This window comes from Dietzia sp. oral taxon 368 (assembly GCF_002999155.1).
Taxonomy (GTDB): Bacteria; Actinomycetota; Actinomycetes; order Mycobacteriales; family Mycobacteriaceae; genus Dietzia; species Dietzia cinnamea.
The window spans coordinates 158,886-184,848 of sequence record NZ_CP027238.1; the positions used below are offsets into that span (position 1 = coordinate 158,886).

The window sequence follows — 25,963 nt, forward strand, 5'->3', positions numbered from 1 at the left end:
CTCTTCACTTATCTGACCAACGTGACGAGCATAGTGAAGTTGGGAGGAAACTGAGAATCCACGGTTGTCGGAGTGTCCAACGAGCGGCCGGTTCGACCCACGAATCGGGCCCGAAAATCGTCCCGCCGATGGAGGAAAAGTCCAAAGTGAGCGGGACGCTCAGGTTTCGCTGTGGGGGAGCGTTCGTGGAGCGCACAGCGCCACACTCTTGCGCCTGATCGCAAAAAAACACCGCCGATAGGCTGGGCGCATGCCGCACACGTGATCCACGTCACCGAACGCTAGTCCGCCTGGGCGGGCGCGACCCGGAGCGCGAGGAACGCGTCAACATAAGAGCGCGGCCATCTCACACAGGCACGTGCCGGCGAGTGGCAGGAAAGGCAGCGGTGGTCAGACCCCGTCCAGGGGCGAAGTGACCGGCTTCCGCCACTCGGCGCGGGGTGAGCGCCGCGAGGTGCCGGCCTCGGAGCGCCTCAGACGGGCCAGGCCGCGCGCCAGTCGGCGTCCGTGGCGTCGACAGCGGGCACCGGGAGCCGCGACTCCGCGGCCCGGACAGTGGCCGCGAACCGCCGGACCGCCTGTCGGTACTCGACCTCCGCCGAGCCGGAAGCACCGGCGGCGGAGTCACGCGCGTCGGCGGCGTCGGCGGCGTCGGTGTTGGCGCCGCCCGCGTCAGAGGGCGCGTCTCGGAACAGGCCGGTGGCATCGATGTGCACGACCCGCATCTCGGCGGGCACCAGGTCGTCGGGAATGCCGGCGGAGCGGGCGCGGGACAGCACTTTCTGCCCCAGCGCCAACGCCGGCATGTCCCACGAGATGCCCTCGACCACGCCGCGCGGCGGGCGGCCCGCGCGCTCGGCGGCCTTGGCCTGCTGCCACAGGCGGTCCTGCTCGTCCGCGTCCAGGGCCGCTGCGGACGGGACGCGGGCGGCGGCGTTGTCGTCGTCGTCGTCGTTGTCGAACCAGTACGGCGCGCGGCGGCGGAGCTTGTCCAGGAGCGCGCCCGCGACGTCCTGGATATCGAAGGGCGCGTCGCCGCGCTCGGCACCGATCGCGGCGTGGAACAGCACCTGGAGCAGCAGGTCACCGAGCTCGGAGACCAGTTCATCGCGGTCGCCGTCGGCCACCGCGTCGACCAGCTCCCACGACTCCTCGATCAGGTATGGCAGCAGCGAGGCGTGGGTCTGGGCGGACTCCCACCGGCCGTCGCGGCGGATGCGGGCCATCACCGCGACGGCCTCCGCCAGCCGGTCGCCGGAGGAGTCCGCGCAGCGGCCCGCTCCGGCGCCGACCGCCGTCGAGAAGACAGTTTCGCCCGCATCGGCCGAGTGGTCTCGTGCGGAACTGTCTTCTCGATGGGGACGGGGGGCGTCGGCGGCCGGACCGCGCTCACTCATCGCGCGGGAGCCGTCTCCGGCTGGATCACCGGGTTCGAACCCTCCGGGTCCCCGGCCATCGCGGTGAGGAAATCGGCGGCGTACTGCAGCATCTCGTCGTCGCGCGCCTTCTCCCCACCCGCACCCGCGCGGGCACCGGCGGCCTTGGGCAGCGGCAGCAGCACGGTCTTCTGCGTGGCCCGGTACTGCGCGGCCGGGTACATGCGCTTGAGCCGCATCTGCTGCGAATCCAGCAGGTCGAGCGGGCCCACGCGCAGCCGCGAGCCGGCCAGGACGATCTCCCGCACCCGGTACTTCTGCGCGACGAGCCGCAGCCGCGCCACGGACACCACGCGGCGGGCCTCCACCGGCAGGGGCCCGTAGCGGTCGAGCAGTTCTTCCACGACGGCGTCGATGTCGCCGGGCTCGCGCGCCTGCGAGAGCTTGCGGTAGGCCTCGAGCCGCAGCCGGTCGCCGTCCACATAGTCGGGCGGGATGAACGCGTCGACGGGCAGCTCGATGCGGATCTCACCGAGCTCCTCCTGGGTCTCGACCTTCTCGCCGTCGGCGATCGCGCGGTACGCCTCCACCGCCTCGCCGACCAGACGGATGTAGAGGTCGAAGCCCACGCCCGCGATGTGGCCGGACTGCTCGGCACCCAGCACGTTGCCGGCGCCGCGGAGCTCAAGGTCCTTCATCGCCACGGCCATGCCGGCGCCGAGGTCGTTGTTCTGAGCGATGGTCGCGAGCCGGTCGTAGGCGGTTTCGGTGAGCGGCTTCTCCGGGTCGTAGAGGAAGTAGGCGTACCCGCGCTCGCGCGACCGGCCCACGCGGCCGCGCAACTGGTGCATCTGCGACAGGCCCAGCTGGTCGGAGCGGTCCACGATGAGCGTGTTGGCGTTGGAGATGTCCAGGCCGGTCTCGACGATGGTCGTACACACCAGCACGTCGTACTCGCGGTTCCAGAACCCGCCGACGGTCTGTTCGAGCTGCTCCTCCCCCATCTGCCCGTGCGCCACCACCACGCGCGCCTCGGGCACGAGGTCCCGGATCCTCGCGGCGGTGGAGTCGATGGTCCGCACCCGGTTGTGGACGTAGAAGATCTGCCCCTCGCGCAGCAGCTCGCGCCGGATGGCGGCGGCGACGTGCTTGTCCGAGTACGCGCCCACGTACGTGAGCACGGGCAGCCGCTCTTCGGGCGGGGTGAGGATCTGGCTCATCTCGCGGATGCCCGCCAGCGACATCTCGAGCGTGCGCGGGATCGGCGTGGCGGACATGGTGAGCACGTCGACGTGGGTGCGCAGGGAGGTGATGTGCTCCTTGTGCTCCACGCCGAAGCGCTGCTCCTCGTCCACGATCACCAGTCCGAGGTTCTTCCACCGCACGCCGGTCGCGAGCAGCCTGTGTGTACCGATCACCACGTCGACCGTCCCGTCGGCCAGGCCCTTGAGGACCTCTTTCGCTTCGGCGTCCGAGGTGAACCGGCTGAGCCCCTTGATGGTGACGGGGAACCCGGTCATGCGCTCGGTGAACGTCGCGAGGTGCTGCTGCGCGAGCAGCGTGGTGGGCACGAGCACGGCGACCTGGGTGCCGTCCTGGACGGCCTTGAACGCGGCGCGCACGGCGACCTCGGTCTTGCCGTAGCCGACGTCGCCCACCACGACGCGGTCCATGGGGGCGGACTTCTCCATGTCCCCCTTGACCTCCTCGATCGCGCTGAGCTGGTCTACGGTCTCGGTGAACGGGAACGCGTCCTCCATCTCCCGCTGCCAGGGCGTGTCCGGCCCGAAGGCGCGGCCGGGCGCGGACTGCCGCTTGGCGTAGAGCTGGACGAGTTCGGTGGCGATCTCGCGGACGGCCTTGCGGGCCTTGCGCTTGGTGTTCTGCCAGTCGGCGCCGCCCATCTTGGACAGCGTCGGTGCCTCGCCGCCGACGTAGCGGCTGAGCTGGCCGAGCGACTCCATCGGCACGTAGAGCCGGTCGCCGGCCGCACCGCGCTTGCCGGGCGCGTACTCGATCACCAGGTACTCGCGCCGCGACGAGCCGTCGCCGCCGCGCACCTGCCGCTCGACCATCTCCACGAACCGGCCGATGCCGTGCTGGTCGTGGACGACGAGGTCGCCGGCCTTGAGGGCGAGCGGGTCGACCTGGTTGCGGCGCTTGGAGTGGCGGGCCTTGGGGCGCGCCGTGGAACCGAGTCGGTTGCCGGTGAGGTCGGTTTCGGAGACGACGACGAAGTCGCCGGACGCCCCGTCGGCGCCGCCGGTGAGCGCGAACCCGGCGTGCAGGACCGCCTCGTAGACCGTCACGAGTCCGTCGGCGGGCTCGGATCCCGCCTGCGCGGCGGTGGCGGGGACCTCGGCCTCGGACAGGCGTTCCAGGATGCGGGTGACGGTGCCGTGGCCGGGGACCACCATCGCGGCCCGGCCGCCGGCGCCGACGAGCGCGCGCAGCTGCACGAACATGGCCTCCATCTCGGAGTCCTTGCCGCGCGGGGCGGGCGGGTCGCCGGCCTCGACGGTCACCACGAGGCCGTCCTCGGGGTCGGTGAGGAATCCGGGCGGGACGAGCTGCCACCAGGCGCGGCCGGCCCCGGTGGCCTCCTCGCGCACGGAGGAGAAGGTGCGGTAGCCCGAGCCGGACAGGTCCAGGGTCTCGCTGTCGACGGGGGCGTCGCCGCCCATGGTCGCGGCGGTCCACGAGGCCTCGAGGAACTCCCGGCCCGCCGAGGCGAGGTCGGCGGCGCGGCGGCGCACCTTGTCCGGGTCGCACACCACGACACGGGTGTCGGCGGGCATGAGCATCGGCAGGGTGGCCATCTCGCCCGGCACGAGCACGGAGGTCAGGGCCTCCATGCCGTCGCGCGGGATGCCCTCGGCCAGCGAGTCCAGCAGCTCGGCCAGCGTCGGGTTGGCGCGGTGCTCGGCGGCCAGCTGACCGGCCCGGGCGCGGACGTCGTCGTCGAGCAGCAGCTCGCGGCACGGGTACAGCACGACCTGCTCGACCTCGCCGTCGGGCAGCGAACGCTGGTCGGCGACGGAGAACTCGCGGATCTCGGCGATCTCGTCGCCGTCGAACTCGATGCGCAGGGGGTGGTCGGCCGTGGTCGGGAAGACGTCCACGATGCCGCCGCGCACGGCGATGTCACCGCGGCGGGCGACCATGTCCTCGCGGGTGTAGGCGAACTCGGCCAGGTGGGCCATGAGGTCGGTCGGGTCGACCTCGGCGCCCCGGGTCAGGCGCACGGGCTCGCGGCGGGCGGCCGCCGGGGAGATGGGCTGCACCACCGATCGCGCCGCCGCGACGATGATCCTCGGCGCCCGTCCGGCCATCACAGCGGACAGCACCTCGAGGCGGCGACCGATCGTGTCGGCCGCCGGCGACAGACGCTCGTGCGGCAACGTCTCCCAGCTCGGGAACTGCGCCACCTCGCCGTCGTACATCCCCGACAGCTCGTCGGCGAGCTCCTCGCACTCGCGCTCGGTGGCGGTGACCACCAGCAGCGGCGCGCGCTCGGCCAGCGCACCCACCAGGAACGGCCGCAGCGACTCCGGCGCGCGCACCACGGCGGTGTCGCGGTCCAGGCCCGCGCGCAGATCGGCCAGCGCCGGGTTGGAGATGACCGCACCGGCCAGACCGGACAGCGCGGCGGTCGTGGAGGTGACGGCGGGGGCGGTGGAGGTCACGCGTGAGGGTCCTTCAGGGTCGGGGCGAGGTGGTCGGACTCGGTCTGGGCGGGCGCGGGCGCACGACACGCGCGGGCCGGCCGTGATCGGACCGGCGGTGCGCAGCGGGGCGCGGCAGGCGGATCGGCGTGCCGGATGCTCCACTCTAACGGCGCGGCGGCCCCGGTAGCCTGTGCGTATGCGCGAGACCACAGACGCCGCCGCCGGGGACACCGCCGGTGAGCCCGCCGCCCCGGTGACGATCGCCCCCGGCCCCCGCGACGACGGACCGGACGCTGGCGCGACGATCGTCGGCTCGCGGGTGTTCACCGACCGGTGGATCGGCGTGCTGCTGGCGATCGGCTCGGCCATCGCGCTGGTCGCGTCGTTCCAGCTCAGCCTGGACAAGATCCGGCTGCTGGAGAACCCCGACTACACGCCCGCGTGCAACTTCTCCATCCTCATGAGCTGCAAGAGCGTCATCAACTCGGAGCAGGGCGCGGCGTTCGGCTTCCCCAACCCGTTCATCGGGCTGATCGGCTACGGCATCGTGATCGCGATCGGCGTGGCCGCCGCGTCCGGCGTGCGGTTCCCGCGCTGGTACTGGGTGGGCGCGCTGCTCGGCCTGACGTTCGCCGCAGGGTTCGTGCACTGGCTGGCGTTCCAGTCGATCTTCGAGATCCAGGTGCTGTGCCCGTGGTGCATGGTCGTGTGGGCCACCACCATCCCCATGTTCTGGTACACACTGCTGCACGTACTGGCCAAACTCACGGCGGCCCGCTGGGTGCGCACGCTGCAGAGCTGGCACCTCGTCCCGGTGGTGGTGTGGTTCCTCGCCGTGGCGGGCGTCATCCTGTGGGCGTTCTGGGACTTCTACTGGGCCGACTTCTTCGCCAACCTCTGACCGGCCGTGGAGTACACCGGGGTCGACGTCGTGATCCCCGCCCACGATGAGCAGGACCTGCTGGCGGGCTGCCTCGACGCGCTCGAGGACTGCATCGCCGCCACCCCGGTCCCGGTGACCGTGACGGTCGTGCTGGACTCCTGTCGTGATGCCACCGAGGAGATCGCGCGGGGGCGGGCTCGCATCGTGCGGACGAGCGCCCGCAACGTCGGCATCGCCCGCGCGCGCGGGTTCGACTCGCTGCGGCGGCCCTCGTCGTCGTCGTTGACAACGAGGACATCATCGACGTCGTCTCCCCTCCCGCCCGGTCCCACTGCACCGCCGGGAGCCGCCGCGTCCCCCTCGCGGCGCTGGTACGCGACCACCGACGCCGACTCCCGCGTGCCCCGCACGTGGCTCACCGACCAACTGGCGGTCGCCCGCTCCGGCGCCGACGTGGTGGCGGGCCTGATCGCGGTCGACGACTGGTCGGACTGGACCCCCGCCACCCGGCTGAGCTACCTCGAGGGCTACCACCCGGGTCCCGGACACCGGCACATCCACGGCGCCAACATCGGCATCTCCGCCCGCGCCTACCGGCAGCTCGGCGGCTTCGACCCGCTCCCCGTGCACGAGGACGTCCAGCTGGTCCGGCGCGCGCAGGCGGCCGGGCTGACGGTGGCGTGGTCCACCGCCGCGCCGGTGATGACCTCGGCCCGCCGGACCGCGCGCGCCCCCGGAGGCTTCGCCGGTCACCTCGCCGCCACGGAATGCGCCACCAGGGAATCCGCCACCGCCGCGCGCGCCGTTAGCGAACGCGCCGCCAGCGCAGGGACCACCGCGTCATGACCGCGTGTCCGCGAGCAAGGAGGCCCCGTGAGCAACACTGACGTGCCCCCCGGCGGCTCCCCGGACGCCGCTTCGTCCGCCGACCTGGCCCGCGAATGGGTCCGCGCCGGCCGCGCCGACCTGCCCCTGCCCGCCCGCGGCGACACCCGCACGAGATGGTCCGAGCTCACCGCGATGTGCGCCCTGGACGTCTCCGCCGGCCGCCTGGTCGAGGCCCACGCCGACGCCGACGCGATCCTCGCCGAGATCTCCGGCACCCGCGTGGGGCGCGACGAACTGTGGGGCGTGTGGGCTGCCGAACCGCCGATGCCCGTGCTCCGCGCCCGGCGCGTGGGCGGGGGCTCGGGCGGGGGCTCGGGCGGAGACGAGGGCGGCGGGTGGGTGCTCGACGGGGTCAAGGCCTGGTGCTCCGGCGGCGACGTGTGCACGCACGCCCTGGTCACCGCGTTCGACGACGACGAGCCGCGCCTCTTCGCCGTCGACCTGCGTCAGCCCGGTGTCGCGCCCCGGGCGGGCGGCTGGGCGCACCCGGGGATGGCGGGCAGCCGTACCACCTCCGTCGAATTCACCGACGTGCCGGCCCGCTCCGTCGGGGACCACCGCTCCTACCTCGAGCGGGCCGGGTTCTGGCACGGTGGGATCGGGGTTGCCGCCTGCTGGCTGGGCGCCGGGATCGCCGTGGCCCGGCCCCTGATCGCGCGGGCGACCCGGCCCGACGTCGACCCCCACGCGCTGGCCCACCTCGGCGCCGTGGACGTGGCCCTGGGAGGGGCGTCGTGGGCGCTGGACGCCGCCGCCGCGGAAGTCGATCGCGACGGACCCGGCGCCGACCTCACCGTCGCGCGCCACCGGGCCGTGCGCGTGCGGGCGATAGTCGAGGCCGCGGTGGACGAGACCATCCGACGCGTCGGCCGGGCGCTCGGCCCGGGACCGCTCGCGATGGACCCGCGCCACGGGCAGAACGCCCTCGACGCCGAGGTGTACATCCGGCAGTTCCACGCCGAGCGTGACCTCGCCGGGCTGGGCGCCACCGCCCGCACCCACGGCGGGTGGGCGCGATGACCACCGATCCCGCCGAGGGCGGTTCCACCCACTGGACCGGCATCGGGCTCGACGACCGCGGCACTCCCCACGCCGCCTGGGACGCCTGGTTCGGCGGGCGTGCCGCCGACCCGGAGCTGACCGTACCGTCCGGGGTCCGGCGGGTGGTCGTGGTCGCGCCGCATCCCGACGACGAGATCCTCGGCGTGGGCGTCACCGCCGCCCGGTTCGCCGCAGCCGGGGTGGAGGTGGTGATCGTGGCCGTCACCGACGGCGACGCCTCGCACCCCGACTCCCCCACGGTGACGCCCGCGCGGCTCGCCGCGCTGCGGATCTCCGAGAGCCGGCGCGCCTGCGCGGCCCTGGGCCTTCCCGAGCCGGTGCGGGCCGGACTGCCAGACGGCGGGGTCCGCGGGCACGAGACGCGTCTGGCCGACGCGATCGCCGAGGCGATCGGTGACGTCCCCGGCGAGGACTGCGTGGTGCTCAGCACGTGGCGCGGAGACGGCCACCCCGATCACGAGGCCTCCGGACGCGCGGCCGCCCGGGCCTGCGCCGCCACCGGAGCGCGCCTGGCGGAGTACCCGGTGTGGACCTGGCACTGGGCCGAGCCCGGCGATCGGCGCGTGCCCTGGAACCGGCGGCGCCGCGTCGTGCTCACCGACGCCGAACTCGCCGCCAAGCACGCTGCCGTCGCGGAGTTCGTCACCCAGGTCGCTCCGCTGTCCGATCGGCCGGGGGACGAGGCGATCCTGCCCGACTGGATCCTCGACCGCCTGGTCACGCGCTCCGAGACGGTGTTCTGGTGAGCACCCCGGGCCACTACTTCGAGGAGATGTACTCCGGGTCGGCAGACCCCTGGGACTTCGCCGGCTCGTGGTACGAACTGCGGCGCTACGGGCTCCTCGTCGCCTCTCTCCCCGAGCAGCGGTACCGCGTGTGCTTCGAGCCCGCCTGCTCGGTGGGGGTGCTCACCGAGATGCTCGCCGAGCACTGCGACGAGGTGCACGCGGTGGACGTCGTCGACACCGCCGCCGAGCAGGCCCGCGCGCGCATCGACCGCGCGGGGTTGGACCACGTGCACGTGCGCACCGCCGACGCGTTGGACCCGTGGCCCGGGCGGTCCTGCGACCTGTTGGTGCTCTCGGAGTTCCTCTACTACACGCCGGTCGACGGGCTCGACGACCTACTCACGGCGCTGCTGCGGCTGGCCGAACCCGGCGGGACCGTCGCGGCCTGCCACTGGCTGGGGCGGTCGGACGACCACGCCTGCCACGGCGAGGACGTCCACGCCGCACTCGCACGCCGCGTCGATCTCACGCGGCTCGTCCACCACCGCGAGGAGCACTTCGTCCTCGAGGTCTTCCGCCGCACCTGATGGCCGGCTGCAACTAGTCCGCCTGCGTCTCCCGCGTCGACTCCGCCTGCGGTTTCGAAGCCGACTCGGACGCCGACGCCTCAGCCTCCGCCTCGGCCCGAGTGACGAGGTGCACTATCGCCTCGGCATGGAGCCGGAACAGTTCGGTCACGTCGGCGTCCCCGGTCAGGGACGCGAGGAAAATCCCGTCGCCGCCGGCGAGTGCATAGGTGGCGAGGACCCGGGCATCCGCCTCGGGTAGCCGCGGACGGACCCGCCGGAACTCCGCCGCGATGCGCTCCAGGGCGTCCCCGCGCAGGCGCAGATAGATTCCCCGGGCGGCCGGCTCCACGGGACGCTGCTCCAGCGTCAGCATCAGGCCCAGCCGGAGGAAGTCCGGGGACTCGCGGAACGTCCGGGCCACGCCCAGGCAGAAGGCGGTCACGCGCTCCCGCAGGGCTTCACCCTCCCCGCGGGTGACCTGGCCCAGCCACAACTCGACGCTCTCCTCGACAACCGCCGCCAGCAGCGCGTCCTTGTCCGCGAAATGCCAGTAGATCGAGCTCGCCGGGAGCCCGCTCGCCTTACTGACCTGCGCGATCGAGGTCCCCTCGTACCCGCGTTCACCGGCCACCGCGGCGGCCGCCTCGATGATCCTTTGCCGGGACTCCCGGCCCTTGGCACGGGTGCGCCTGCCAGTGGACCCCGTCGGCTTCCCCGCCATCCGCTCCCCCGCTCCCTGTGTCCGGCGACTCATTGCGAATCGCCCCGGATCACACTTACCGTAGTGATCACTACAGTACCACGCGGCGGCAGACGCCAGCGCAGGAAAGGTGGAGAAATGATCGAATCACTGACCCGTAACTGGTGGGTCCAGCTCATCCGCGGAGCACTGGCGATCGCCCTGGGCGCGACCGCACTGGCCTCCCCCACCACGGGCATGACGCTCGCGGTGTTCCTCGTGGCGGCCTTCGCCCTCGGTGACGGCGCCATGACGATGACGACCGGAGTGGCGCTTCCGGACCGGACCCCCGGCCGCGGTGGCCTCATCCTCGCCGGCGCCGGATTCATGATCCTCGGGCTGGTCGTCCTGTTCTGGCCCGGCATCTCGGCCACCGCGTTGATCCTGATGTTCGCCGCCTGGCTGGTGGCCTCCGGCGCCCTCGTCGCCTACGGAGCCCAGACCCTGCACTCCGAGATCCCCGACTCGTGGGTCATGGTGACGCTCGGCGTCGTCCTGGCGGTGGTGGGACTCGGGCTGGGCGTCGTGGGCCCGGCGGCGGTCGACACGGTCGTCACCTTCGCCGGCTGGTTCGGTCTCGCCGTCGGCGCGGTCATGGCCGCTGTGGCGTTCCGCCTCCGCGCCGACTCCGACCGGCTCGAGCGCCGGGTGGCCGTCGCAGCCTGAACCGCGCCACCCTCATCCCCCGGCAAGGGCCGGGGAGCGACCTACTACGGGCTTCCGGGCCCCGGGCGCATGTCGCGCCCCTGCGGCGTGCCACCGGGGTGGCTCGGCCCGCCGTACTTCTCGAGGACGTCGACCCCGAGCGTCGGCGAGGGATCGAGATGCGAGAGGCCGTTGAAACAGAGGTTGACGATGTGCGCGGCGACCTCTTCCTTGGGCGGCGTGCGGGCGTCGAGCCACCACTGGGCGGTTCCGGAGACCATTCCGACCAGGGCCTGCGCGTACACACTGGTGGTGATGGGGTCGAACCCGCGGGCGACGAACTCCTCCTCGAGGATGTAGGTCACGCTGGCGGTGGCGTCGTTGAGCAGGGTCGAATACGAACCCCCACCCACGGGGGACGATTCGCGCACGAGAATACGGAAGCCGTCCGTGCGCTCCTCGACGTAGCGCAGCAGCGCCATCGCCGCGCGCTCGATGCGCCGCCGCGACCCCTCGCCCTGCAGCGCCTCGGTGATCTCCGCGCCGAGGTAGGCGAGCTCGCGGTCGCACACGACCGCGTAGAGCCCCTCCTTGCCTCCGAAGTGCTCGTAGACCACCGGCTTGGACACCCCCGCCGCGGCGGCGATGTCCTCCACCGTCGCGGCGTCGTAGCCGTTCTCGGCGAAGATCCGTCGGCCGACCTCCACCAGCTGCTGCCGCCGCTTGGCGGCGGACATCCTGGTCCTCGGTGTCGGTACGCCCGCGCCCGTCATGCCCCACCCCTTTTTCTGATACCCCGAGGATAGCCACGCGCGAATTCCGCTCCCCCCGACCGGCGGCAACACTGCTGCTCACGGCGGCCAGGGCCCATCGGTGCGCAGGTGCGCACCGATGGGCCCGATCTCATGTGCCAGACTGGTGACGGCCCGTTCGCGGGCCGTTCCCCCGTGGTGTAATTGGCAACACTCCTGATTTTGGTTCAGGCATTTCAGGTTCGAGTCCTGGCGGGGGAGCTAGAAGATCCCGCCGAAGATCCCCACCGCCAGCACGAGCAGCAGGATCGCCACCACTGCCAGCACCGTCAGCGCGGGCTGCCGCGAGCGACGCGGCGTGCGCTCCACCTCGGCGTCGGGCCGGAAGTCCGGCTCGTCGGGCTGGCCTGGTCCGTTTGTCCCCGTCACGTGAACCGCTCCTCCTCCATCCGTGCATATGTCTCCAGTAGATCGAGGGCGTGCTCGCCCGCGGCGCCCTCCGCCTGCAGGCCGGTGCGCATCGACTCGAGCATCTCGCGGCCGTGCGGGAACGGCGGCAGCAGCGGGACGTCCGGATCGGTGATCGCGTCGATGACCGTGGGCCGGCCCGCGGAGAACGCCTCCTCCAACGCCGGCGCCAGCTGATCGGGCTCCTCGACCCGGATCCCCCGCAGGCCGAGCAGCTCGGCGTAGGCGGCCATGTCGAACTCCGGCACCTCCTGCGACCGCGCGTACCGCGGCTGCGACTCGCTCTCCCGCTGCTCCCAGCTCACCTCTGCCAGATCGCGGTTGCTGAGCACCACGATCACCATGGTCGGGTCCTCCCAGCCGGGCCAAGCCTCGGCCACGGTGATCAGCTCGTTGATACCGAGCATCTGCACGGCGCCGTCGCCGGCCAGCACGGCCACCGGCTTGGCGGGTGCGGCGGCCTTGGCGGCGATGGCGTACGGGATACCGCAGCCCATCGAGGCCAGCGTCGACGACAGGTGCGCGTGCACGGACGTGGGTAGATCTATCTGCCGCACGTAGTGGTAGACGCTGCTGCCCACGTCCACGGCGAGGCGCGCGTCGTGCGGTATGTGTTCGGCCAGCCGCCGGGCGACCAGCTCGGGGTTGAGTCCGCGTGTGGGCACCTCGGAGCGCATCCGGGAGATCTCCCGCCACTGGCGCACCCATTTCTCGACGTCGCCACGCCAGGCGGAGCGGTCCTTCTCGGCCACCCGCCCGAGCAGCTCACGCAGCGCGAGCGCGGCATCGCCGACCAGGCCCACCTCGATCGGGTATCGGTTCGCCAGGTGCACCGGGTCCAGGTCGATCTGCACGGCCCGCGCCTGCCCGGGCTCGGGGTAGAACTCCGTCCAGGGGTCGTTCGAACCGACGATCAGCAAGGTGTCGCAGTTCTGGAGGATCCGCGCACTCGCCGTCGTCCCCAGATGCCCCATGGTCCCACCCACCAGCGGTGACGATTCGTCGACGTAGGGTTTGCCGAGCAGGCTCATCGTGACGCCCGCGTCCAGGCACTTGGCCAGCTCCATGAGTTCGTCGCGCGCCCCGGCCACCCCGCGCCCGGCCAGGATCGCGATCCGCTCCCCCGCGTCCAGGACTTCTACGGCGCGGGCCACGTCGTCGTCACGCGGCGCGGTGACCCCGTGGGTCCACTCGGGCGTGGTCACCACCACGCCGTGCTCCTGGCCGAGCTCGCCACCGAACTCCGGCGCCGGCAGGTTCTGCACGTCGTGGGGAAGGATGACGACCACGGGGGTGCGGTGCGTGAGCGCGGACCGGAACGCCCGGTCGAGCACCAGCGGCACCTGCTCGGCAGACGAGACGGTCTGCAGGTACGGGCCGGCGACGTCCGCGAACACGTTGCCGAGGTTGATCTCCTGCTGATAGCCGGAGCCGAGCACGCTGGTGTGCTGCTGCGCGACCAGGGCCACCACCGGAACGCTGTCGAGTTTGGCGTCGTACAGGCCGTTGATCAGGTGCATCGCGCCCGGGCCCTGGGTGGAGGTCACCACGCCGACGGCGCCCGAGTACTTGGCGTCGGCCACCGCCATGAACGCGGCGGACTCCTCGTGGCGCGCGCGCCCGAACGCCGGGGCGATGTCGGAGCGGCGCAGCGCGCCGAGCAGGGGGTTGTTGCCGTCCCCGGCGTAGCCGTAGACCCGTTCGACGTCCCAGGCCACCAGTCGCTCGACGACGAGGTCGGCCACCGTCCTGTCCGTGCTCATACGCGTGCCCTCTCCACCCGTCGGTCCGTGAGTGGCCCCCACCGTAGGGGTCGCCTCCGACACGCTCCACCGGTCTGGTGGCGGTCCCGGGACAGCGGTTGTCCGGCGCGCGGGGCGGGTCTACCGTGCGCGGCATGGACACGGACCTGAAAGCCCTCGCACTGGTGTGCTCGCTCAAGGCCTCTCCCGCCGAGTCGAGCAGTGACCTCATCGCCCGGCAGATCCTCGACGAGTTGGCCGGTCACGGCGTGACCGGTGAGACCGTCCGCGTCGCCGACTACGACGTACGCCCGGGTGTCGACGACGACATGGGCGACGGCGACCAGTGGCCCGCCATCCTCGAGAAGATCAGGGCCGCCGACATCCTGGTTTTCTCCACACCCACCTGGGTCGGCCACATGTCGAGCATCGCGCAGCGCGTGCTGGAGCGTCTGGACGCGCAACTGTCCGCCACCGACGACGACGGCCGGCCGGCGATGTTCGGCAAGGTCGCCGTGGTCTCGGTGGTGGGCAACGAGGACGGCGCGCACAAGATCATCGCCGACACGTTCCAGGGGCTCAACGACATCGGCTTCACGATTCCTGCCCAGGGCGGCACCTACTGGAACCACGAGGCGATGAACCCCAAGGACTACAAGGACCTCGACGAGACGCCGTCGGCCGTGGCCTCGACGATCACCACGCTCTCGTCCAACGCGGTACATCTCGCACGCTTCCTCAAGGGCACGCAGTACCCGGCGGTCTAGCCCTTCGCACCCCGCTCGACCGCGCTGCGGACGGTGTAGCGCAGGAACGCCGGGAACGCGACCGCGCAGATCACCACGCCGACCACGACGAGCACGCCGCCGCCGGCCGCCGCGACCGCGGTGCCCACCGACGCCGCCGCCACGCCGTGGGCGACGTCGCCGATGCGGGGGCCGCCGGCCACCACGACGATGAACACGCCCTGCAGGCGCCCACGCATCTCGTCTGTGGCCGACTCGAGCAGGATGGCCTGACGGAACGCGGCCGAGACCATGTCCACGGCACCGCCGAACGCGAGGGCCGCGAGCGCCAGCCACAGCCACCAGGCCGAGCCCTCGGGTGAGGCCGCAGCGACGAACACGCCGAACGCGACCATCGCCAGACCCCACAGCGCCACGCACACCAATACCGCCAGGCCCTGCCGTCGCACACGCGGGATCCAGCCGGAGAAGACGCCGCCCAACACGGCGCCGACGCTCATCGCGGCGAACAGGAGCCCGAGCGCGGTCCCGCCGGTCGGGGGGTCACCGAAGGACTCGGTGGCGATCTGTGGGAAGAGCGCCCGAGGCATGCCGAAGACCATGGCGATGATGTCCACGAGGAACGAGGCCAGCAGGATGCGGCGGGTGGCCAGGTAGGCGAACCCGTCGATCACCGACCGCAGCCCGACCGAGGGCCGCTCCCCCGCCACCGGCTGGGGTGGGAGCCGGTAGACGGCGTACAGCGTCACCAGGAGCGCCACCGAGTCCAGGAGATACAGCGACTCCAGCCCGAGCACCGGGATGAGGATGCCCGCCGAGAGCGGTCCGACGATCGCGCCGAACTGCATGACGGTCATGTTGAGCGCGGAGGCGGAGGCGAGTTGGTCGGACGGGACGAGTCTCGGGATGATCGCCGACCGGGTGGGCTGGTTGACCGCGAAGAACGCCTGCTGTACGGCGAGCAGCCCCATCACCAGCCACACGTTCTGGTTCCCGGCAGCGGCCTGCAGCCAGAACAGCGCAGCGGTCGCGATGAGGCCGGTGGTGGTGATCATGAGCAGCGTGCGCCGGTCGAACGCGTCGGCCAGCGCCCCGCCCCACAGGCCGAACACGATGAGCGGCACGAGCGCGAACACGCCGGTGAGCCCCACGTACGCCGAGCTGCGGGTGATCTCGAAGACCTGCTGCGGCACCGCGACGAGGGACAGCTGCGCGCCGATGACCGTGACGATGTTGGCGAGCCACAGTCTGCGGAAGTCTGGCTGCCTCAACGGCCGGGTATCGGCGAGCTGGCGCCTCAGAACTGACACCCGGGGCAGGCTACTCGGCTGCGAGACGGTCCGGATCGTCGGAGTGACCCTCTATCCTCAGACGCGAACGTCCAACACTGTCGGCGGTTGCACATATGTTGCGCAGCCGCCCATCCCCCACAGGGCGCTGCCACGCCCGAGGAGATTTGATGACGACACCGCAGACCGATCGCACCCAGACCGCGGTCATCGTCCTGGCCGCCGGCTCCGGCACCAGGATGAAGAGCGCCACCCCCAAGATGCTGCACCGCGTGTGCGGGCGGACCATGCTCGGTCACGCCCTGCACGCCGCGGCGGGGATCGAGCCGGACGCGATCGTCGTGGTGGTGGGCCATCAACGCGAGCAGGTCTCCGCCGCGGTGGACGAGTTGTCATCCGAGCTCGGTGTGCCGGTCTCCACCGCCGTCCAGGAGGAGCAGAAGGGCACCGGTGACGCGGTCGCGGCCGGGATGTCGGGGTTGCCCGCCGACTTCTCCGGCACGGTCCTCGTGACCACCTCCGACATCCCGCTGCTCGATAGCGAGACGTTGCGCGAGGTGGTGAGCCGCCACGACATGCGGCCGCGGGCGGCGGTCACCGTCCTGACGTCGACGGCGCCCGACCCCACGGGGTACGGCCGCATCGTGAGGAACGACGACGGCGAGGTGCTCAGGATCGTCGAGCACAAGGACGCCTCGGAAGACGAGAGGGCGATCAACGAGGTCAACTCCGGCATCTACGCGTTCGACGCGCAGGTCCTGCGGGACAAGCTCGGGCAGCTGAGCACCGACAACTCGCAGGGCGAGCTGTACCTCACCGACGTCATCCAGTTGGCCCGGCAGGCCAACGGACTCATCCGCGGGCACCGCGTCGAGGACGCGGACCTCGTGGCGGGCGTCAACGACCGTGTGCAGCTGGCCGCCCTGGCCAGCGAGATGAACCGCCGGCTGTGCGAGTCGGCCATGCGCGCCGGGGCGACCATCGTCGACCCGTCCAGTACGTGGCTCGACGTGGGCGTGGAGATCGGCCGCGATGTGACGATCCTTCCCGGTGCCCACCTCGCGGGCGCGACCGTCGTCCACGACGGCGCGACCATCGGCCCAGACACCACCCTGCAGGACACGACCGTCGGCGAGGGGGCCTCGGTCGTGCGTTCACATGCGGTGAGCGCCACAGTCGGGGATGGTGCCGAGGTGGGCCCGTTCGCGTATCTGCGGCCCGGGGCGGACCTCGGCGCCAACACCAGGATCGGCACGTTCGTCGAGGTCAAGAAGTCTACGATCGGCGCCAACACCAAGGTGCCGCACCTGACCTACGTCGGTGACGCGACCATCGGTGAGCACACCAACATCGGGGCGTCGAGTGTGTTCGTCAATTACGACGGGGTGAACAAGAACCGTACAGTGATCGGCGATCACTGCCGCACCGGTTCCGACACCATGTTCGTCGCACCGGTGACCGTCGGAGACGGGGCCTATTCGGGCGCGGGTACCGTGATCAAGGACGACGTCCCGCCGGGTGCCCTCGCGGTGTCCGGAGGACGGCAGAGGAACATCGACGACTGGGTGATCAAGAACCGGCCGGATTCCGGTTCGGCAGAGGCTGCCCGTCGTGCCCGGAACGACTCCCAGAAGGACGGACTCACACAGTGAGCGACTGGATCGCCAACCAGAAGAACCTGATGTTTTTCGCGGGGCGCGCACACCCCGAACTCTCCGATCAGGTGGCCGCGGAACTCGGCGTCGAGGTCACCCCCCAGACCGCCCGTGACTTCGCGAACGGCGAGATCTTCGTCCGTTTCGAGGAGTCCGTCCGAGGCTGCGACGCCTTCGTGATGCAGAGCGCCCCGGCTCCGCTGAACAAGTGGATCATGGAGCAGCTCATCATGATCGACGCGCTCAAGCGCGGCAGCGCCAAGCGCATCACCGCGGTTCTGCCGTTCTACCCGTACGCCCGCCAGGACAAGAAGCACCGCGGCCGCGAGCCCATCTCGGCCCGCCTCATCGCCGATCTGCTCAAGACCGCGGGCGCTGACCGGATCATCACGGTCGACCTGCACACCGACCAGATCCAGGGCTTCTTCGACGGCCCGGTCGACCACATGCACGCCCAGGGCCAGCTGTCGGACTACGTCCGTCAGCACTACGGGACGGACAACATCGTCGTGGTCTCCCCCGACGCCGGCCGCGTCAAGGTGGGCGAGAAGTGGGCCGACGCCCTCGACGGCGCCCCGCTCGCGTTCGTCCACAAGACCCGCGATCCCAACGTGCCCAACCAGGTCAAGTCCAACCGCGTGGTCGGTGACGTCGAGGGCAAGACCTGCGTCCTCATGGACGACATGATCGACACCGGTGGCACCATCGCCGGCGCCGTCAAGGTGCTCAAGGACGCCGGTGCCGGTGATGTCATCATCGCCACCACCCACGGCATCTTCTCCGACCCGGCCGCCGAGCGTCTCGCCACCTGCGGGGCCAAGGAGGTCATCACCACCGACACGCTGCCCATCCCGCCGGAGAAGCGGTTCGAGAACCTCACCGTGCTGTCCATCGCGCCGCTGCTGGCCCGGACCATCCACGAGGTGTTCGAGAACGGCTCGGTGACCAGCCTGTTCAACGGTTCCGCGTAGGCCGACCATGGGCGCGACGATCTACCACAACCCCCGCTGCTCCAAGTCGCGGCAGGCCCTCGAGCTGCTGCGCGAGCGGGGTGTGGAGCCGACGATCATCAAGTACCTCGACACCCCGCCCACCGTCGAGGAACTGCGCACACTGATCGCCGACGCCGCGCTCACGGTGCGGCAGGCCGTCCGCGTCAAGGAGGCGGAGTTCACCGAGCTCGGCCTCATCGATGCCTCGGATGACGAGCTCCTCGCCGCGATGGTCGCCCACCCGCGACTGATCGAGCGGCCCTTCGTCGTCACCGACAAGGGCACCCGCCTCGCGCGTCCCACGGCGGAGGTCGAGGAGATCCTCTGACCCACCGCCCCGGCTGACCCACTGCACCTGCTGGCCCACCTAGCCGGGACAGCGCCCGACCCGCCGCCCCACACCCGGGGCGGCGGGTCGGGCGATTTTGGGCGCCGCACCCCGCAGCGCTAGGCTGGTCGGGTCATCTCGGCGAGGGAGGACCCGCATCAACCCGGGTCACTCCGTTATCGACGCGATCATTGTCGGTGTGGTTCCCAGTGGACCGGCCTCGACGATCGTCTCGATCGCCGAGGAGGTACCACTCGTAGAGCGTCACGCTCTCCCACTCCGACGAAAAGGCAGTCATGGCCAAGGAAATCAACAACCTCAAGACCGTCACCCGCACCGAGTTCGGCAAGGGCTCCGCCCGCCGCGCCCGTCGTGAGGGCCAGGTGCCGGCGGTGCTGTACGGCCACCACACCGAGCCCCGCCACCTCCTGCTCAACGCGCTCGAGTTCGCCGCCGTGCTTCGTGCGCACGGCACCAACTCCCTGCTCACCCTCGACATCGAGGGTGAGGAGCAGCTCGCGCTGCCCAAGCAGATCGATGTGCACCCGCTGACCCGCGTCATCGAGCACACCGACCTGCTCGTGGTGAAGAAGGGCGAGAAGGTCGTCGTCGAGGTCGCCGTGATCCTCACCGGTGAGGCCGCCCCCGGCACCCTGGTCACGACCGACGCCGACTACATCGAGATCGAGGTCGAGGCGACCGACATCCCCGAGGAGTTCGAACTCTCGCTCTCCGGTGTCGAGGCCGGCACCCAGTTCACCGCCGCGGACATCACGCTGCCCTCCGGCGCGACCCTGGTCTCCGATCCGGAGACCCTGCTGGTCAACGTCATCGAGGCGCCGTCCGAGTCCGACCTCGAGTCCGACGAGGAGTCCGCGCCGCAGGGCGAGGCCGCCGAGGACGCCGCGAAGGCCGCCGAGGAGGACTGATCCCCTTACCGCCGTCCTACAGCGGCGAGGAGGCCACGGGCCCGGAGGCGACCAGAGTGTCGTCCCGGGCCCGTTCCATTTCCCCACCCCAACACGCTTCCCCGTCTGGCGTATCGCTCCAGCGAATGGCTCCTCGCCCCCGTGCCTGGCGTCTCGCCCCAGTGCCCGGACGCTCGAATCCGTCGCCGCTCCCCGGGATGGCGTCTGGCCGGCCCGCCGGCGCGCGCGAGATGCCATGCCGGCGCGCGGCTGCGACGGGCCCTGCGGATTCACACGGCGCGCGGCTGCGACGGGCCCGGCGCGCGAGCGAGCGGATCAGCCGCGGATGAGCCCCGCCGCGAGCACGAACATCATCACGGCGATCGCCCCGTCGAGCACACGCCACGCCCCCGGCTTGGCGAACAACCCGCGGAGCGCCTTGCCGCCGAAGCCGATGAGCGAGAACCACACTGTGCCGGCGAGGAACGCCCCGGCTGCGAACACCCACCGCAGGTCCCCGCCCTGCTGGTTGGCGATGGTGCCGAGGAACACCACGCAGTCGAGATAGGCGTGCGGGTTGAGCCAGGTGAACGCCGCGCACGCCGCCACCGCCCCCATCGTCGACGGCACGCGGCCGGAGCCGTCGGCCCGCAACCCTTCCCCCGGCCGGATCGCGCGGACCGCCGCGAACGTCCCGTAGGCCACGAGGAACGCCACTCCGATCCACGTCATCACCGTGAGCGCACCCGGCGCCGTCTCGATGAGCGCACCCACCCCGGCTACTCCGAGCAGGATGAGCGCCGCCTCGGAGAGCACGCAGAACACGACGATCGGCACCATCGACACGTCCCCGCGGATCGAGCGCTGCAGCACATACGCGTTCTGCGCGCCGACGGCCGCGATGAGTCCGAGGCCGATGCCTGCGCCCATGAAGAGAGTGGAAGTGGTGGTCACCCCCTCAATCTAGGCAAGCGTCCACCAGTAGTGCGACTGCAGTTTCTGCTCTAGCATCAGCTGTACTTATGAACCCTCTGCAGCTGGACCAGCTCCGCACGCTCGTCGCCGTGGTGGATCTCGGATCGTTCGAGGCCGCCGCCGCGCACCTGCACATCACCCAGTCCGCGGTGTCCCAGCGGATCCGCGCTCTCGAGGAGTCCGCCGGCCGCATCCTCGTGCGCCGCGACCGACCCGTCACCGCCACCGAATCCGGCGAGACCGTCCTGCGCACGGCCCGGCAGATGCTGCACCTCGAGGAGTCGCTGGCCGGTGAACTCGACGATCTCGGCTCCGGGCAGGGCCCGGTCGTCCTGGCCGTGGCGTGCAACTCCGACTCCTTGTCCACCTGGTTCCTCGACGCCATGACCGGGGTCCACGACGGCGGCCGGGTCGTCTTTGACATCCGCCGCGAGGACGAGTCCCTGTCCAGTGAGCTCCTGCGCCGCGGCGAGGTGATGGCCGCGGTGACCAGCCAGTCGCGCCCGGTCCAGGGCTGCCGCGCACTCCCACTGGGGTCGATGCGGTACCTCGCCTGCGCCAGCCCGGGGTTCGTTGCCCGGCACCTGCGGAAGGGTACGACGACCGCCGCGCTCGGGCGGGCCCCCATAGTGGACTTCGACCGCAGCGACGGCCACCAGAACCACCACTACCGCCGGCTGGCCAGACGCGAGCCGACCGGGCCCCGGCACTTCATCCCCAGCTCGCACGACCACGTCCGCGCGATCGTCGCCGGGCTGGGCTGGGGCCTCATCCCCGAGCAACTGGCCACGCCGTGGCTGGTCTCCGGGGAGATCGTCGAGGTCTCCCCGGATCGCCCACTCGACGTGCCCCTGTTCTGGCAGCACTGGAAACTCCAGTCCCCCGATCTGGACGCCCTCACCGCCGCCGTGCTCGACACCGCGCGCACCGAGCTGCGGATATGAGCCCTCGCCCGGCGTCTGGGATCATGGGCGCGTGACTACCGCCGACCAGCCGTCCGGCCCCACTCTCGTGGTGGGCCTGGCCAACCCCGGACCCGACTACGAGGGCACCCGCCACAACATCGGCTGGGACGTCCTGCAGGAGCTCGCCTCGCGGGCGCTGCCCATGCCGGCGAGCTTCTCCACCCACAAGAAGACCAACTGCGAGATCGCCCAGACGCGACTCGCCGACACCCCCGTCGTGCTGGCGCGTCCCCGCAGCTACATGAACCTCTCCGGCGGCCCGGTCGCGGCGGTGGCCAAGTACTTCTCCGTGGCGCCCACCGACGTGATCGTCATCCACGACGAGATCGACATCGACTTCGGCCAGGTCCGGCTCAAGCGGGGCGGCGGCGAGGGCGGCCACAACGGTCTGCGCTCGGTGTCCAGCTCGCTCGGCACCCGCGACTACATCCGGGTCCGCGCCGGGGTGGGCCGCCCACCGGGCCGGATGGCGGTGGCCGACTTCGTCCTCAAGCGCTTCTCCAAGCTCGAGGAGCCCGACGTGCCGTTCCTCATCCAGGACGCCGCCGACGCCGTCGAACTGCTCCTCAAGCACGGGCTCGACACCGCCCAGAACCAGGTCCACTCGGCGTGAGCCGGGTCCGGCGGTTCGAGCGCGACGCCCACCTGGGCTCCGGGGCCGCTCTCTTCGATCGCGCCGGCGACCAACTCATCAACTGGCAGATGCATCGCCGCGCCGGCCTCGTCGTCGTCGCCGACGGACCCGCCACCCCCGGCCGGACGGTGACACTCCGGCCCCGCACCGGACCCGCGGCGTGGCTCCGACTCGCCGCACCGTGCGAGGTCACCGAAGTCACCGACCGGCCCGACGCGCACGGCTTCACCTACCGCGCCCTGCCCGGCCACCCTGAACGCGGATGGGAGCGCTTCCTCGTGCGGCGCGACCCCGCCACGGACGCCGTGTCCCTGACCATCACCGCCGAGTCCGCCCACGCCACCCTGTTCGCCAGGCTCGGCGCACCCGTGGCACGCGCAGAGCAGAACCGGCTCACGCGCCGCTACCTGGCGGCGCTGCGGCCCGACGGTCACAGATCGTAGAGCTCGAACAGCCGGTCGAGCAGCACCACGAGCGTGCCCTCCCTCAGCGCTTCGGCCATCCCACCACCCTCAAAGCGCTCGGAACGGGCCACCCACGTGATGAGCGCCCGTGTCAGCTCCTCGTCCGCCGCCTCCGCCAGCCCGGCGAGGTCGGTCAACCCGCCGTGAGACAGGCCCCGCCGCGCGAGCTGCTCGAGGTGCCCGTGCCGGGTGAGAACGCCTCCGTCGAACGCCGCCATCACCGCCCGGGCGTCGTCCTCGACACCCGGATAGCGCAGAAGTGACCGGTGCGCCGCCCACGCGCCACCGGGCCGCCCGGCCTCGGAAAGCCCGCGCAGTCGCTCGACCGCCGGACGCAGCCGGCGGAGCGCCTCCCTTCGCTCCTCCCGCTGCCCCCGGCCCTCCTCGCCCACCGGATAGCGACTGTCGCCCTCCCCCATCTCGCCCTCCCCCATTTCGCCCTCCCCCTTCGGTTCGTCCCTGATCCCTGTCCCGCGCACCGTAGCGGCCGGGTCCGACACCCGCGAACTACGACACCTGCCTAAATAATCGGACTTTTAGCCGCTCGCCGTTACCGATCCACCGCCGCACCCCGAGATGTGAACGGCGACAACAGTACTCATTCGACCCGCGTCCCCGAGGGCGCGACCGGGTCGGCCGCCCGTGTCGGACGAGCCGCGCCGCCGGCGCGCCGCGCGCCACGTCTGACCTCGCTTTTCGCGAGCCCGGCCGGGCTCGGGGGGTGACGTGGGCGGATTCGGTGCGCGGACGAGGGCGGACGTACCCTGGGTGACGACGACGAGGGCCGTCGACTGCTGTGAGGAGTGCGCGTGACCGAGACCGCCGAGGACACCGGAACGGGCGGACACGCCTCGGGTACGGACACCGCCGAGGACGTCGCGTCCGAGGTCGCTCGCCGCAGGACGTTCGCCGTCATCGCACACCCGGACGCCGGTAAGTCGACGCTGACCGAGGCGCTCGCGCTGCACGCCCGCGTGATCACCGAGGCCGGGGCCGTCCACGGCAAATCGGGCCGCCGCTCGACCGTGTCGGACTGGATGGAGATGGAGAAGGCCCGCGGCATCTCCGTCAGCTCCACCGCACTGCAGTTCACGTACGCCCCCGAGGGCGCCGACCCCGCGGACGAGCCGTACGTCATCAACCTCGTCGACACCCCCGGCCACGCCGACTTCTCCGAGGACACCTACCGCGTCCTCACGGCCGTCGACGCGGCGGTCATGCTCATCGACGCGGCCAAGGGCCTCGAACCGCAGACGCTCAAGCTGTTCCAGGTGTGTAAGCACCACGGCCTGCCGATCATCACCGTGATCAACAAGTGGGACCGCCCCGGCCGCGCGCCGCTCGAGCTGCTCGACGAGATCACCGAGCAGATCGGCCTCGTGCCCACTCCCCTGTACATGCCGGTCGGCATCGCGGGCGACTACCGCGGTCTCCTGCGGCGCGGTGAGGACGGCACACCCGAGGAGTACGTCCACTTCACCCGCACCGCCGGCGGTTCGACCATCGCGCCCGAGGAGCACTACGACCCGGACGCCGCCGCCGCGAGAGAGGGCGACGTGTGGGAGACCGCGGTCGAGGAGTCCGAGTTGCTGTCCGCGATGGGCCAGGACCACGATCAGGAGCTGTACCTCGCCGGGGAGACGAGCCCGGTCATCTTCGCCTCCGCGATGCTCAACTTCGGCGTGCACCAGATCCTCGACGCGCTCGTCGAACTGGCGCCGCCGCCGCGGGAGTGGCCCACCGTCTCCGGTGAGCCGCGCCGGACCACCGACCCGTTCTCCGCCGTGGTGTTCAAGGTGCAGGCAGGCATGGACGCGGCCCACCGCGACCGGCTGGCGTTCATGCGCGTGGTCTCGGGCGAGTTCGAACGCGGCATGGTGGTCCAGCACGCGCAGACCGGCAAGCCGTTCACCACCAAGTACGCGCTGACCGTGTTCGGCCGCGACCGCAACACCGTCGAGACCGCCTACCCCGGCGACGTGGTGGGCCTGGTCAACGCCACCGGGCTCGCGCCCGGCGACACGCTCTACACCGGCAAGAAGGTGCAGTTCCCGCCGATCCCGCAGTTCGCGCCCGAGTTCTTCGCTGTGGTGCGCGCGCAGTCGCTGGGTAAGTACAAGCAGTTCCGCAAGGCGATCGATCAGCTGGCCGCCGAGGGCGTGGTGCAGATCCTGCGCAACGACACGCGTGGCGACGCGAACCCGGTCATGGCCGCGGTCGGCCCCATGCAGTTCGAGGTCGTCACGGCCCGCATGAAGGCCGAGTTCAACGTCGAGGTGATCGTCGACAACCTGCCGTACTCCATCGCCCGGCGGACCGACGCCGAGTCCGCCGACGAGCTGGGCCGCCAACGCGGGGTCGAGGTGTTCCAACGCACCGACGGCGAGCTCCTGGCCCTGTTCGGCGACAAGTGGCGCCTGCAGTACATCTCCAAGGAGATGGACCACCTCACCATCGAGCCGCTCGTCGCGGACACCAACTAGCCCCGGGGCTGGCGCGCAGCCGCGGGCCGCGGGCAAGCTGGACCCATGCCCAGTGATTCCCGCGTGTCCCTCCGCGTCTTCGTCGAACCGCAGCAGGGCGCGACGTACGCCGACCAGCTCGCCGTCGCCCGCGCCGCCGAGGACCTCGGCTACGAGGCGTTCTTCCGCTCCGACCACTACCTCAAGATGGGCGACGTCAGCGGCCTGCCCGGCCCCACCGACGCCTGGCTCACGCTCGCCGGCCTGGCCCGGGAGACCTCCTCCATCCGCCTGGGCACGCTGCTGACCTCGGTGACGTTCCGGCACCTCGGCCCCCTGGCGATCTCCCTGGCCCAGGTCGACGAGATGTCCGGCGGCCGCCTGGACGTGGGCCTCGGCGCCGGGTGGTACGAGGACGAACACACCGCGTACGGCATCCCGTTCCCGCCGCTCGGCGAGCGGTTCGACCTGCTCGAGGACACCCTCGGTGCGCTCGAGCAGCTGTGGTCGGCGCCCGCGGGTGAGACGCTGACGGTCCGCGGCAAGCGCATCGATCTCGTCGACTCCCCCGGCCTGCCCAAGCCCGTGCAGTCGCCGCCGCCCGTGATCGTCGGCGGCCACGGCAAGAAGCGCACCCCCGCGCTGGCCGCCCGGTTCGCCGACGAGTTCAACGTCCCGTTCGCCGACGTCGACACCGTCGCCACCCAGTACCGACGCGTCGACGAGGCCTGCGCCGAACGCGGCCGGGCCCCCGAGGAGATCATCCGCTCGGCGGCACTCGTCCTGTGCTGCGGACGCGACGAGGCCGAGATCGCCCGCCGCGCCGACGCCATCGGCCGAGAGGCCGACGAACTGCGCACCAACGGGGCCGCCGGCACCCCGGCGGAAGTCGTCGAGAAGATCGGCCGCTACGCGGAGATCGGCGCCCGCCGCATCTACCTGCAGCTGCTCGACATGTCCGATCTCGACCACCTCGACCTCGTCGCCTCGGAGGTCGCCCGCCAGCTCTGATCGGGCGGCAGCCG

At 71.4% G+C, this 25,963-nt stretch carries 25 protein-coding genes and 1 tRNA gene; 17 read left to right on the forward strand and 9 right to left on the reverse strand.

Features of this window, described 5'->3' with window-relative positions; translation table 11 throughout:
* Positions 1 to 473: 473 nt before the first annotated feature.
* Both C3V38_RS00790 and mfd read right to left on the reverse strand, forming a co-directional pair.
* Entirely contained in the window at positions 474 to 1,397 is a 924-nt protein-coding gene (locus C3V38_RS00790; protein ID WP_254426039.1) for a MazG nucleotide pyrophosphohydrolase domain-containing protein, read from the reverse strand.
* On the reverse strand, positions 1,394 to 5,062 hold the full coding sequence (gene mfd / locus C3V38_RS00795) for a transcription-repair coupling factor (RefSeq protein WP_106384900.1): 3,669 nt from the start codon (positions 5,060 to 5,062) through the stop codon (positions 1,394 to 1,396). The genes C3V38_RS00790 and mfd overlap by 4 nt, the downstream gene beginning before the upstream one ends.
* Positions 5,063 to 5,240: 178 nt before the next feature.
* Here mfd and C3V38_RS00800 point away from each other — a divergent pair, with 178 nt between their 5' ends.
* The 5 genes from C3V38_RS00800 to C3V38_RS00820 are packed head-to-tail and all read left to right on the forward strand — an operon-like array spanning position 5,241 to position 9,192.
* Positions 5,241 to 5,945, forward strand: coding sequence for a vitamin K epoxide reductase family protein (locus tag C3V38_RS00800; RefSeq protein WP_106384901.1), 705 nt, complete (start codon positions 5,241 to 5,243; stop codon positions 5,943 to 5,945).
* Positions 5,946 to 5,951: 6 nt separating this feature from the next.
* Entirely contained in the window at positions 5,952 to 6,773 is an 822-nt protein-coding gene (locus C3V38_RS00805) for a glycosyltransferase family 2 protein (protein WP_106384902.1), read from the forward strand.
* 27 nt (positions 6,774 to 6,800) lie between these two features.
* Positions 6,801 to 7,835, forward strand: a complete 1,035-nt coding sequence (locus C3V38_RS00810) for an acyl-CoA dehydrogenase family protein (RefSeq protein WP_371412132.1) — start codon at positions 6,801 to 6,803, stop codon at positions 7,833 to 7,835.
* Complete coding sequence (locus C3V38_RS00815) at positions 7,832 to 8,623, forward strand: PIG-L deacetylase family protein (RefSeq protein ID WP_106384903.1); 792 nt, start codon at positions 7,832 to 7,834, stop codon at positions 8,621 to 8,623. Before C3V38_RS00810 ends, C3V38_RS00815 begins: the two co-directional genes overlap by 4 nt.
* A complete protein-coding gene (locus C3V38_RS00820) occupies positions 8,620 to 9,192 on the forward strand; it encodes a class I SAM-dependent methyltransferase (RefSeq protein ID WP_106384904.1) in 573 nt (190 codons plus the stop codon). Before C3V38_RS00815 ends, C3V38_RS00820 begins: the two co-directional genes overlap by 4 nt.
* Before the next feature lie 13 nt (positions 9,193 to 9,205).
* On the opposite strand, the gene C3V38_RS00825 is transcribed toward C3V38_RS00820, so the two are convergent.
* A complete protein-coding gene (locus tag C3V38_RS00825; RefSeq protein WP_106384905.1) occupies positions 9,206 to 9,895 on the reverse strand; it encodes a TetR/AcrR family transcriptional regulator in 690 nt (229 codons plus the stop codon).
* A 117-nt stretch (positions 9,896 to 10,012) separates the two neighbouring features.
* Between C3V38_RS00825 and C3V38_RS00830 the strand changes: the two genes are divergently transcribed.
* On the forward strand, positions 10,013 to 10,579 hold the full coding sequence (locus C3V38_RS00830; protein WP_106384906.1) for an HdeD family acid-resistance protein: 567 nt from the start codon (positions 10,013 to 10,015) through the stop codon (positions 10,577 to 10,579).
* 44 nt (positions 10,580 to 10,623) lie between these two features.
* Here C3V38_RS00830 and C3V38_RS00835 read toward each other — a convergent pair whose 3' ends face one another.
* On the reverse strand, positions 10,624 to 11,295 hold the full coding sequence (locus C3V38_RS00835; protein WP_254426040.1) for a TetR/AcrR family transcriptional regulator: 672 nt from the start codon (positions 11,293 to 11,295) through the stop codon (positions 10,624 to 10,626).
* Between the two features lie 204 nt (positions 11,296 to 11,499).
* On the opposite strand from C3V38_RS00835, the gene C3V38_RS00840 reads away from it, so the two are divergent.
* A tRNA-Gln gene (locus C3V38_RS00840) sits at positions 11,500 to 11,571 on the forward strand.
* On the opposite strand, the gene C3V38_RS17485 is transcribed toward C3V38_RS00840, so the two are convergent.
* Both C3V38_RS17485 and C3V38_RS00845 read right to left on the reverse strand, forming a co-directional pair.
* Positions 11,572 to 11,739: a hypothetical protein gene (locus C3V38_RS17485; RefSeq protein WP_165001051.1), complete on the reverse strand. Its 168-nt coding sequence runs from the start codon at positions 11,737 to 11,739 to the stop codon at positions 11,572 to 11,574.
* The gene (locus tag C3V38_RS00845) at positions 11,736 to 13,541 is read right to left on the reverse strand and encodes a thiamine pyrophosphate-requiring protein (RefSeq protein WP_106384908.1); all 1,806 of its coding nucleotides are present in this window, start codon (positions 13,539 to 13,541) and stop codon (positions 11,736 to 11,738) included. The genes C3V38_RS17485 and C3V38_RS00845 overlap by 4 nt, the downstream gene beginning before the upstream one ends.
* 134 nt (positions 13,542 to 13,675) lie before the next feature.
* Here C3V38_RS00845 and C3V38_RS00850 point away from each other — a divergent pair, with 134 nt between their 5' ends.
* Entirely contained in the window at positions 13,676 to 14,287 is a 612-nt protein-coding gene (locus tag C3V38_RS00850) for a flavodoxin family protein (RefSeq protein WP_061229828.1), read from the forward strand.
* Here the strand turns inward: C3V38_RS00850 and C3V38_RS00855 are convergent.
* Positions 14,284 to 15,567, reverse strand: coding sequence for an MFS transporter (locus tag C3V38_RS00855; protein ID WP_106386309.1), 1,284 nt, complete (start codon positions 15,565 to 15,567; stop codon positions 14,284 to 14,286). The genes C3V38_RS00850 and C3V38_RS00855 overlap by 4 nt on opposite strands.
* A gap of 158 nt (positions 15,568 to 15,725) precedes the next feature.
* Here C3V38_RS00855 and glmU point away from each other — a divergent pair, with 158 nt between their 5' ends.
* The 4 genes from glmU to C3V38_RS00875 all read left to right on the forward strand — a co-directional run bounded on the left by glmU (position 15,726) and on the right by C3V38_RS00875 (position 19,459).
* Positions 15,726 to 17,207 carry a bifunctional UDP-N-acetylglucosamine diphosphorylase/glucosamine-1-phosphate N-acetyltransferase GlmU gene (gene glmU / locus C3V38_RS00860; RefSeq protein ID WP_061230078.1) on the forward strand — a complete coding sequence of 494 codons (1,482 nt, stop codon included), beginning with the start codon at positions 15,726 to 15,728 and terminating at the stop codon, positions 17,205 to 17,207.
* Positions 17,204 to 18,181 carry a ribose-phosphate diphosphokinase gene (locus C3V38_RS00865; RefSeq protein ID WP_061230077.1) on the forward strand — a complete coding sequence of 326 codons (978 nt, stop codon included), beginning with the start codon at positions 17,204 to 17,206 and terminating at the stop codon, positions 18,179 to 18,181. Before glmU ends, C3V38_RS00865 begins: the two co-directional genes overlap by 4 nt.
* A gap of 7 nt (positions 18,182 to 18,188) precedes the next feature.
* Positions 18,189 to 18,530, forward strand: coding sequence for an arsenate reductase (glutaredoxin) (arsC, locus tag C3V38_RS00870; protein WP_061230076.1), 342 nt, complete (start codon positions 18,189 to 18,191; stop codon positions 18,528 to 18,530).
* 296 nt (positions 18,531 to 18,826) lie between these two features.
* Positions 18,827 to 19,459, forward strand: a complete 633-nt coding sequence (locus tag C3V38_RS00875; protein ID WP_061230075.1) for a 50S ribosomal protein L25/general stress protein Ctc — start codon at positions 18,827 to 18,829, stop codon at positions 19,457 to 19,459.
* A gap of 315 nt (positions 19,460 to 19,774) precedes the next feature.
* On the opposite strand, the gene C3V38_RS00880 is transcribed toward C3V38_RS00875, so the two are convergent.
* The gene (locus C3V38_RS00880; protein ID WP_061230074.1) at positions 19,775 to 20,392 is read right to left on the reverse strand and encodes a LysE/ArgO family amino acid transporter; all 618 of its coding nucleotides are present in this window, start codon (positions 20,390 to 20,392) and stop codon (positions 19,775 to 19,777) included.
* 68 nt (positions 20,393 to 20,460) lie between these two features.
* On the opposite strand from C3V38_RS00880, the gene C3V38_RS00885 reads away from it, so the two are divergent.
* Genes C3V38_RS00885 through C3V38_RS00895 form a run of 3 tightly spaced genes read left to right on the forward strand, consistent with a single transcriptional unit; the run spans position 20,461 to position 22,455 of the window.
* Entirely contained in the window at positions 20,461 to 21,357 is an 897-nt protein-coding gene (locus C3V38_RS00885) for a LysR family transcriptional regulator ArgP (RefSeq protein WP_106384909.1), read from the forward strand.
* 31 nt (positions 21,358 to 21,388) lie between these two features.
* Positions 21,389 to 21,991, forward strand: a complete 603-nt coding sequence (gene pth, locus C3V38_RS00890) for an aminoacyl-tRNA hydrolase (protein WP_061229843.1) — start codon at positions 21,389 to 21,391, stop codon at positions 21,989 to 21,991.
* On the forward strand, positions 21,988 to 22,455 hold the full coding sequence (locus C3V38_RS00895; protein WP_061229844.1) for a DUF1990 family protein: 468 nt from the start codon (positions 21,988 to 21,990) through the stop codon (positions 22,453 to 22,455). The genes pth and C3V38_RS00895 overlap by 4 nt, the downstream gene beginning before the upstream one ends.
* Here C3V38_RS00895 and C3V38_RS00900 read toward each other — a convergent pair.
* Complete coding sequence (locus C3V38_RS00900; protein WP_129591148.1) at positions 22,443 to 22,910, reverse strand: DUF6508 domain-containing protein; 468 nt, start codon at positions 22,908 to 22,910, stop codon at positions 22,443 to 22,445. The two genes, C3V38_RS00895 and C3V38_RS00900, sit on opposite strands and share 13 nt — an antisense overlap.
* A 375-nt stretch (positions 22,911 to 23,285) precedes the next feature.
* On the opposite strand from C3V38_RS00900, the gene C3V38_RS00905 reads away from it, so the two are divergent.
* Together C3V38_RS00905 and C3V38_RS00910 are read left to right on the forward strand one after the other, a co-directional pair.
* A complete protein-coding gene (locus C3V38_RS00905; RefSeq protein ID WP_106384910.1) occupies positions 23,286 to 24,959 on the forward strand; it encodes a peptide chain release factor 3 in 1,674 nt (557 codons plus the stop codon).
* A gap of 45 nt (positions 24,960 to 25,004) precedes the next feature.
* Positions 25,005 to 25,949, forward strand: coding sequence for an LLM class F420-dependent oxidoreductase (locus C3V38_RS00910; protein WP_082767842.1), 945 nt, complete (start codon positions 25,005 to 25,007; stop codon positions 25,947 to 25,949).
* Positions 25,950 to 25,963: the final 14 nt, after the last annotated feature.

Excerpts from the sequence above, each read along its gene's own strand:
- C3V38_RS00910 (WP_082767842.1), top strand. The coding sequence starts at position 25,005 with ATGCCCAGTGATTCCCGCGTGTCCCTCCGCGTCTTCGTCGAACCGCAG.
- C3V38_RS00845 (WP_106384908.1), bottom strand. The coding sequence starts at position 13,541 with ATGAGCACGGACAGGACGGTGGCCGACCTCGTCGTCGAGCGACTGGTG.
- C3V38_RS00800 (WP_106384901.1), top strand. The coding sequence starts at position 5,241 with ATGCGCGAGACCACAGACGCCGCCGCCGGGGACACCGCCGGTGAGCCC.
- C3V38_RS00850 (WP_061229828.1), top strand. The coding sequence starts at position 13,676 with ATGGACACGGACCTGAAAGCCCTCGCACTGGTGTGCTCGCTCAAGGCC.
- C3V38_RS00885 (WP_106384909.1), top strand. The coding sequence starts at position 20,461 with ATGAACCCTCTGCAGCTGGACCAGCTCCGCACGCTCGTCGCCGTGGTG.
- C3V38_RS00825 (WP_106384905.1), bottom strand. The coding sequence starts at position 9,895 with ATGGCGGGGAAGCCGACGGGGTCCACTGGCAGGCGCACCCGTGCCAAG.
- C3V38_RS00815 (WP_106384903.1), top strand. The coding sequence starts at position 7,832 with ATGACCACCGATCCCGCCGAGGGCGGTTCCACCCACTGGACCGGCATC.
- C3V38_RS00900 (WP_129591148.1), bottom strand. The coding sequence starts at position 22,910 with ATGGGGGAGGGCGAGATGGGGGAGGGCGACAGTCGCTATCCGGTGGGC.
- glmU (WP_061230078.1), top strand. The coding sequence starts at position 15,726 with ATGACGACACCGCAGACCGATCGCACCCAGACCGCGGTCATCGTCCTG.
- C3V38_RS00830 (WP_106384906.1), top strand. The coding sequence starts at position 10,013 with ATGATCGAATCACTGACCCGTAACTGGTGGGTCCAGCTCATCCGCGGA.
- arsC (WP_061230076.1), top strand. The coding sequence starts at position 18,189 with ATGGGCGCGACGATCTACCACAACCCCCGCTGCTCCAAGTCGCGGCAG.
- C3V38_RS00835 (WP_254426040.1), bottom strand. The coding sequence starts at position 11,295 with ATGTCCGCCGCCAAGCGGCGGCAGCAGCTGGTGGAGGTCGGCCGACGG.
- C3V38_RS00875 (WP_061230075.1), top strand. The coding sequence starts at position 18,827 with ATGGCCAAGGAAATCAACAACCTCAAGACCGTCACCCGCACCGAGTTC.
- C3V38_RS00790 (WP_254426039.1), bottom strand. The coding sequence starts at position 1,397 with ATGAGTGAGCGCGGTCCGGCCGCCGACGCCCCCCGTCCCCATCGAGAA.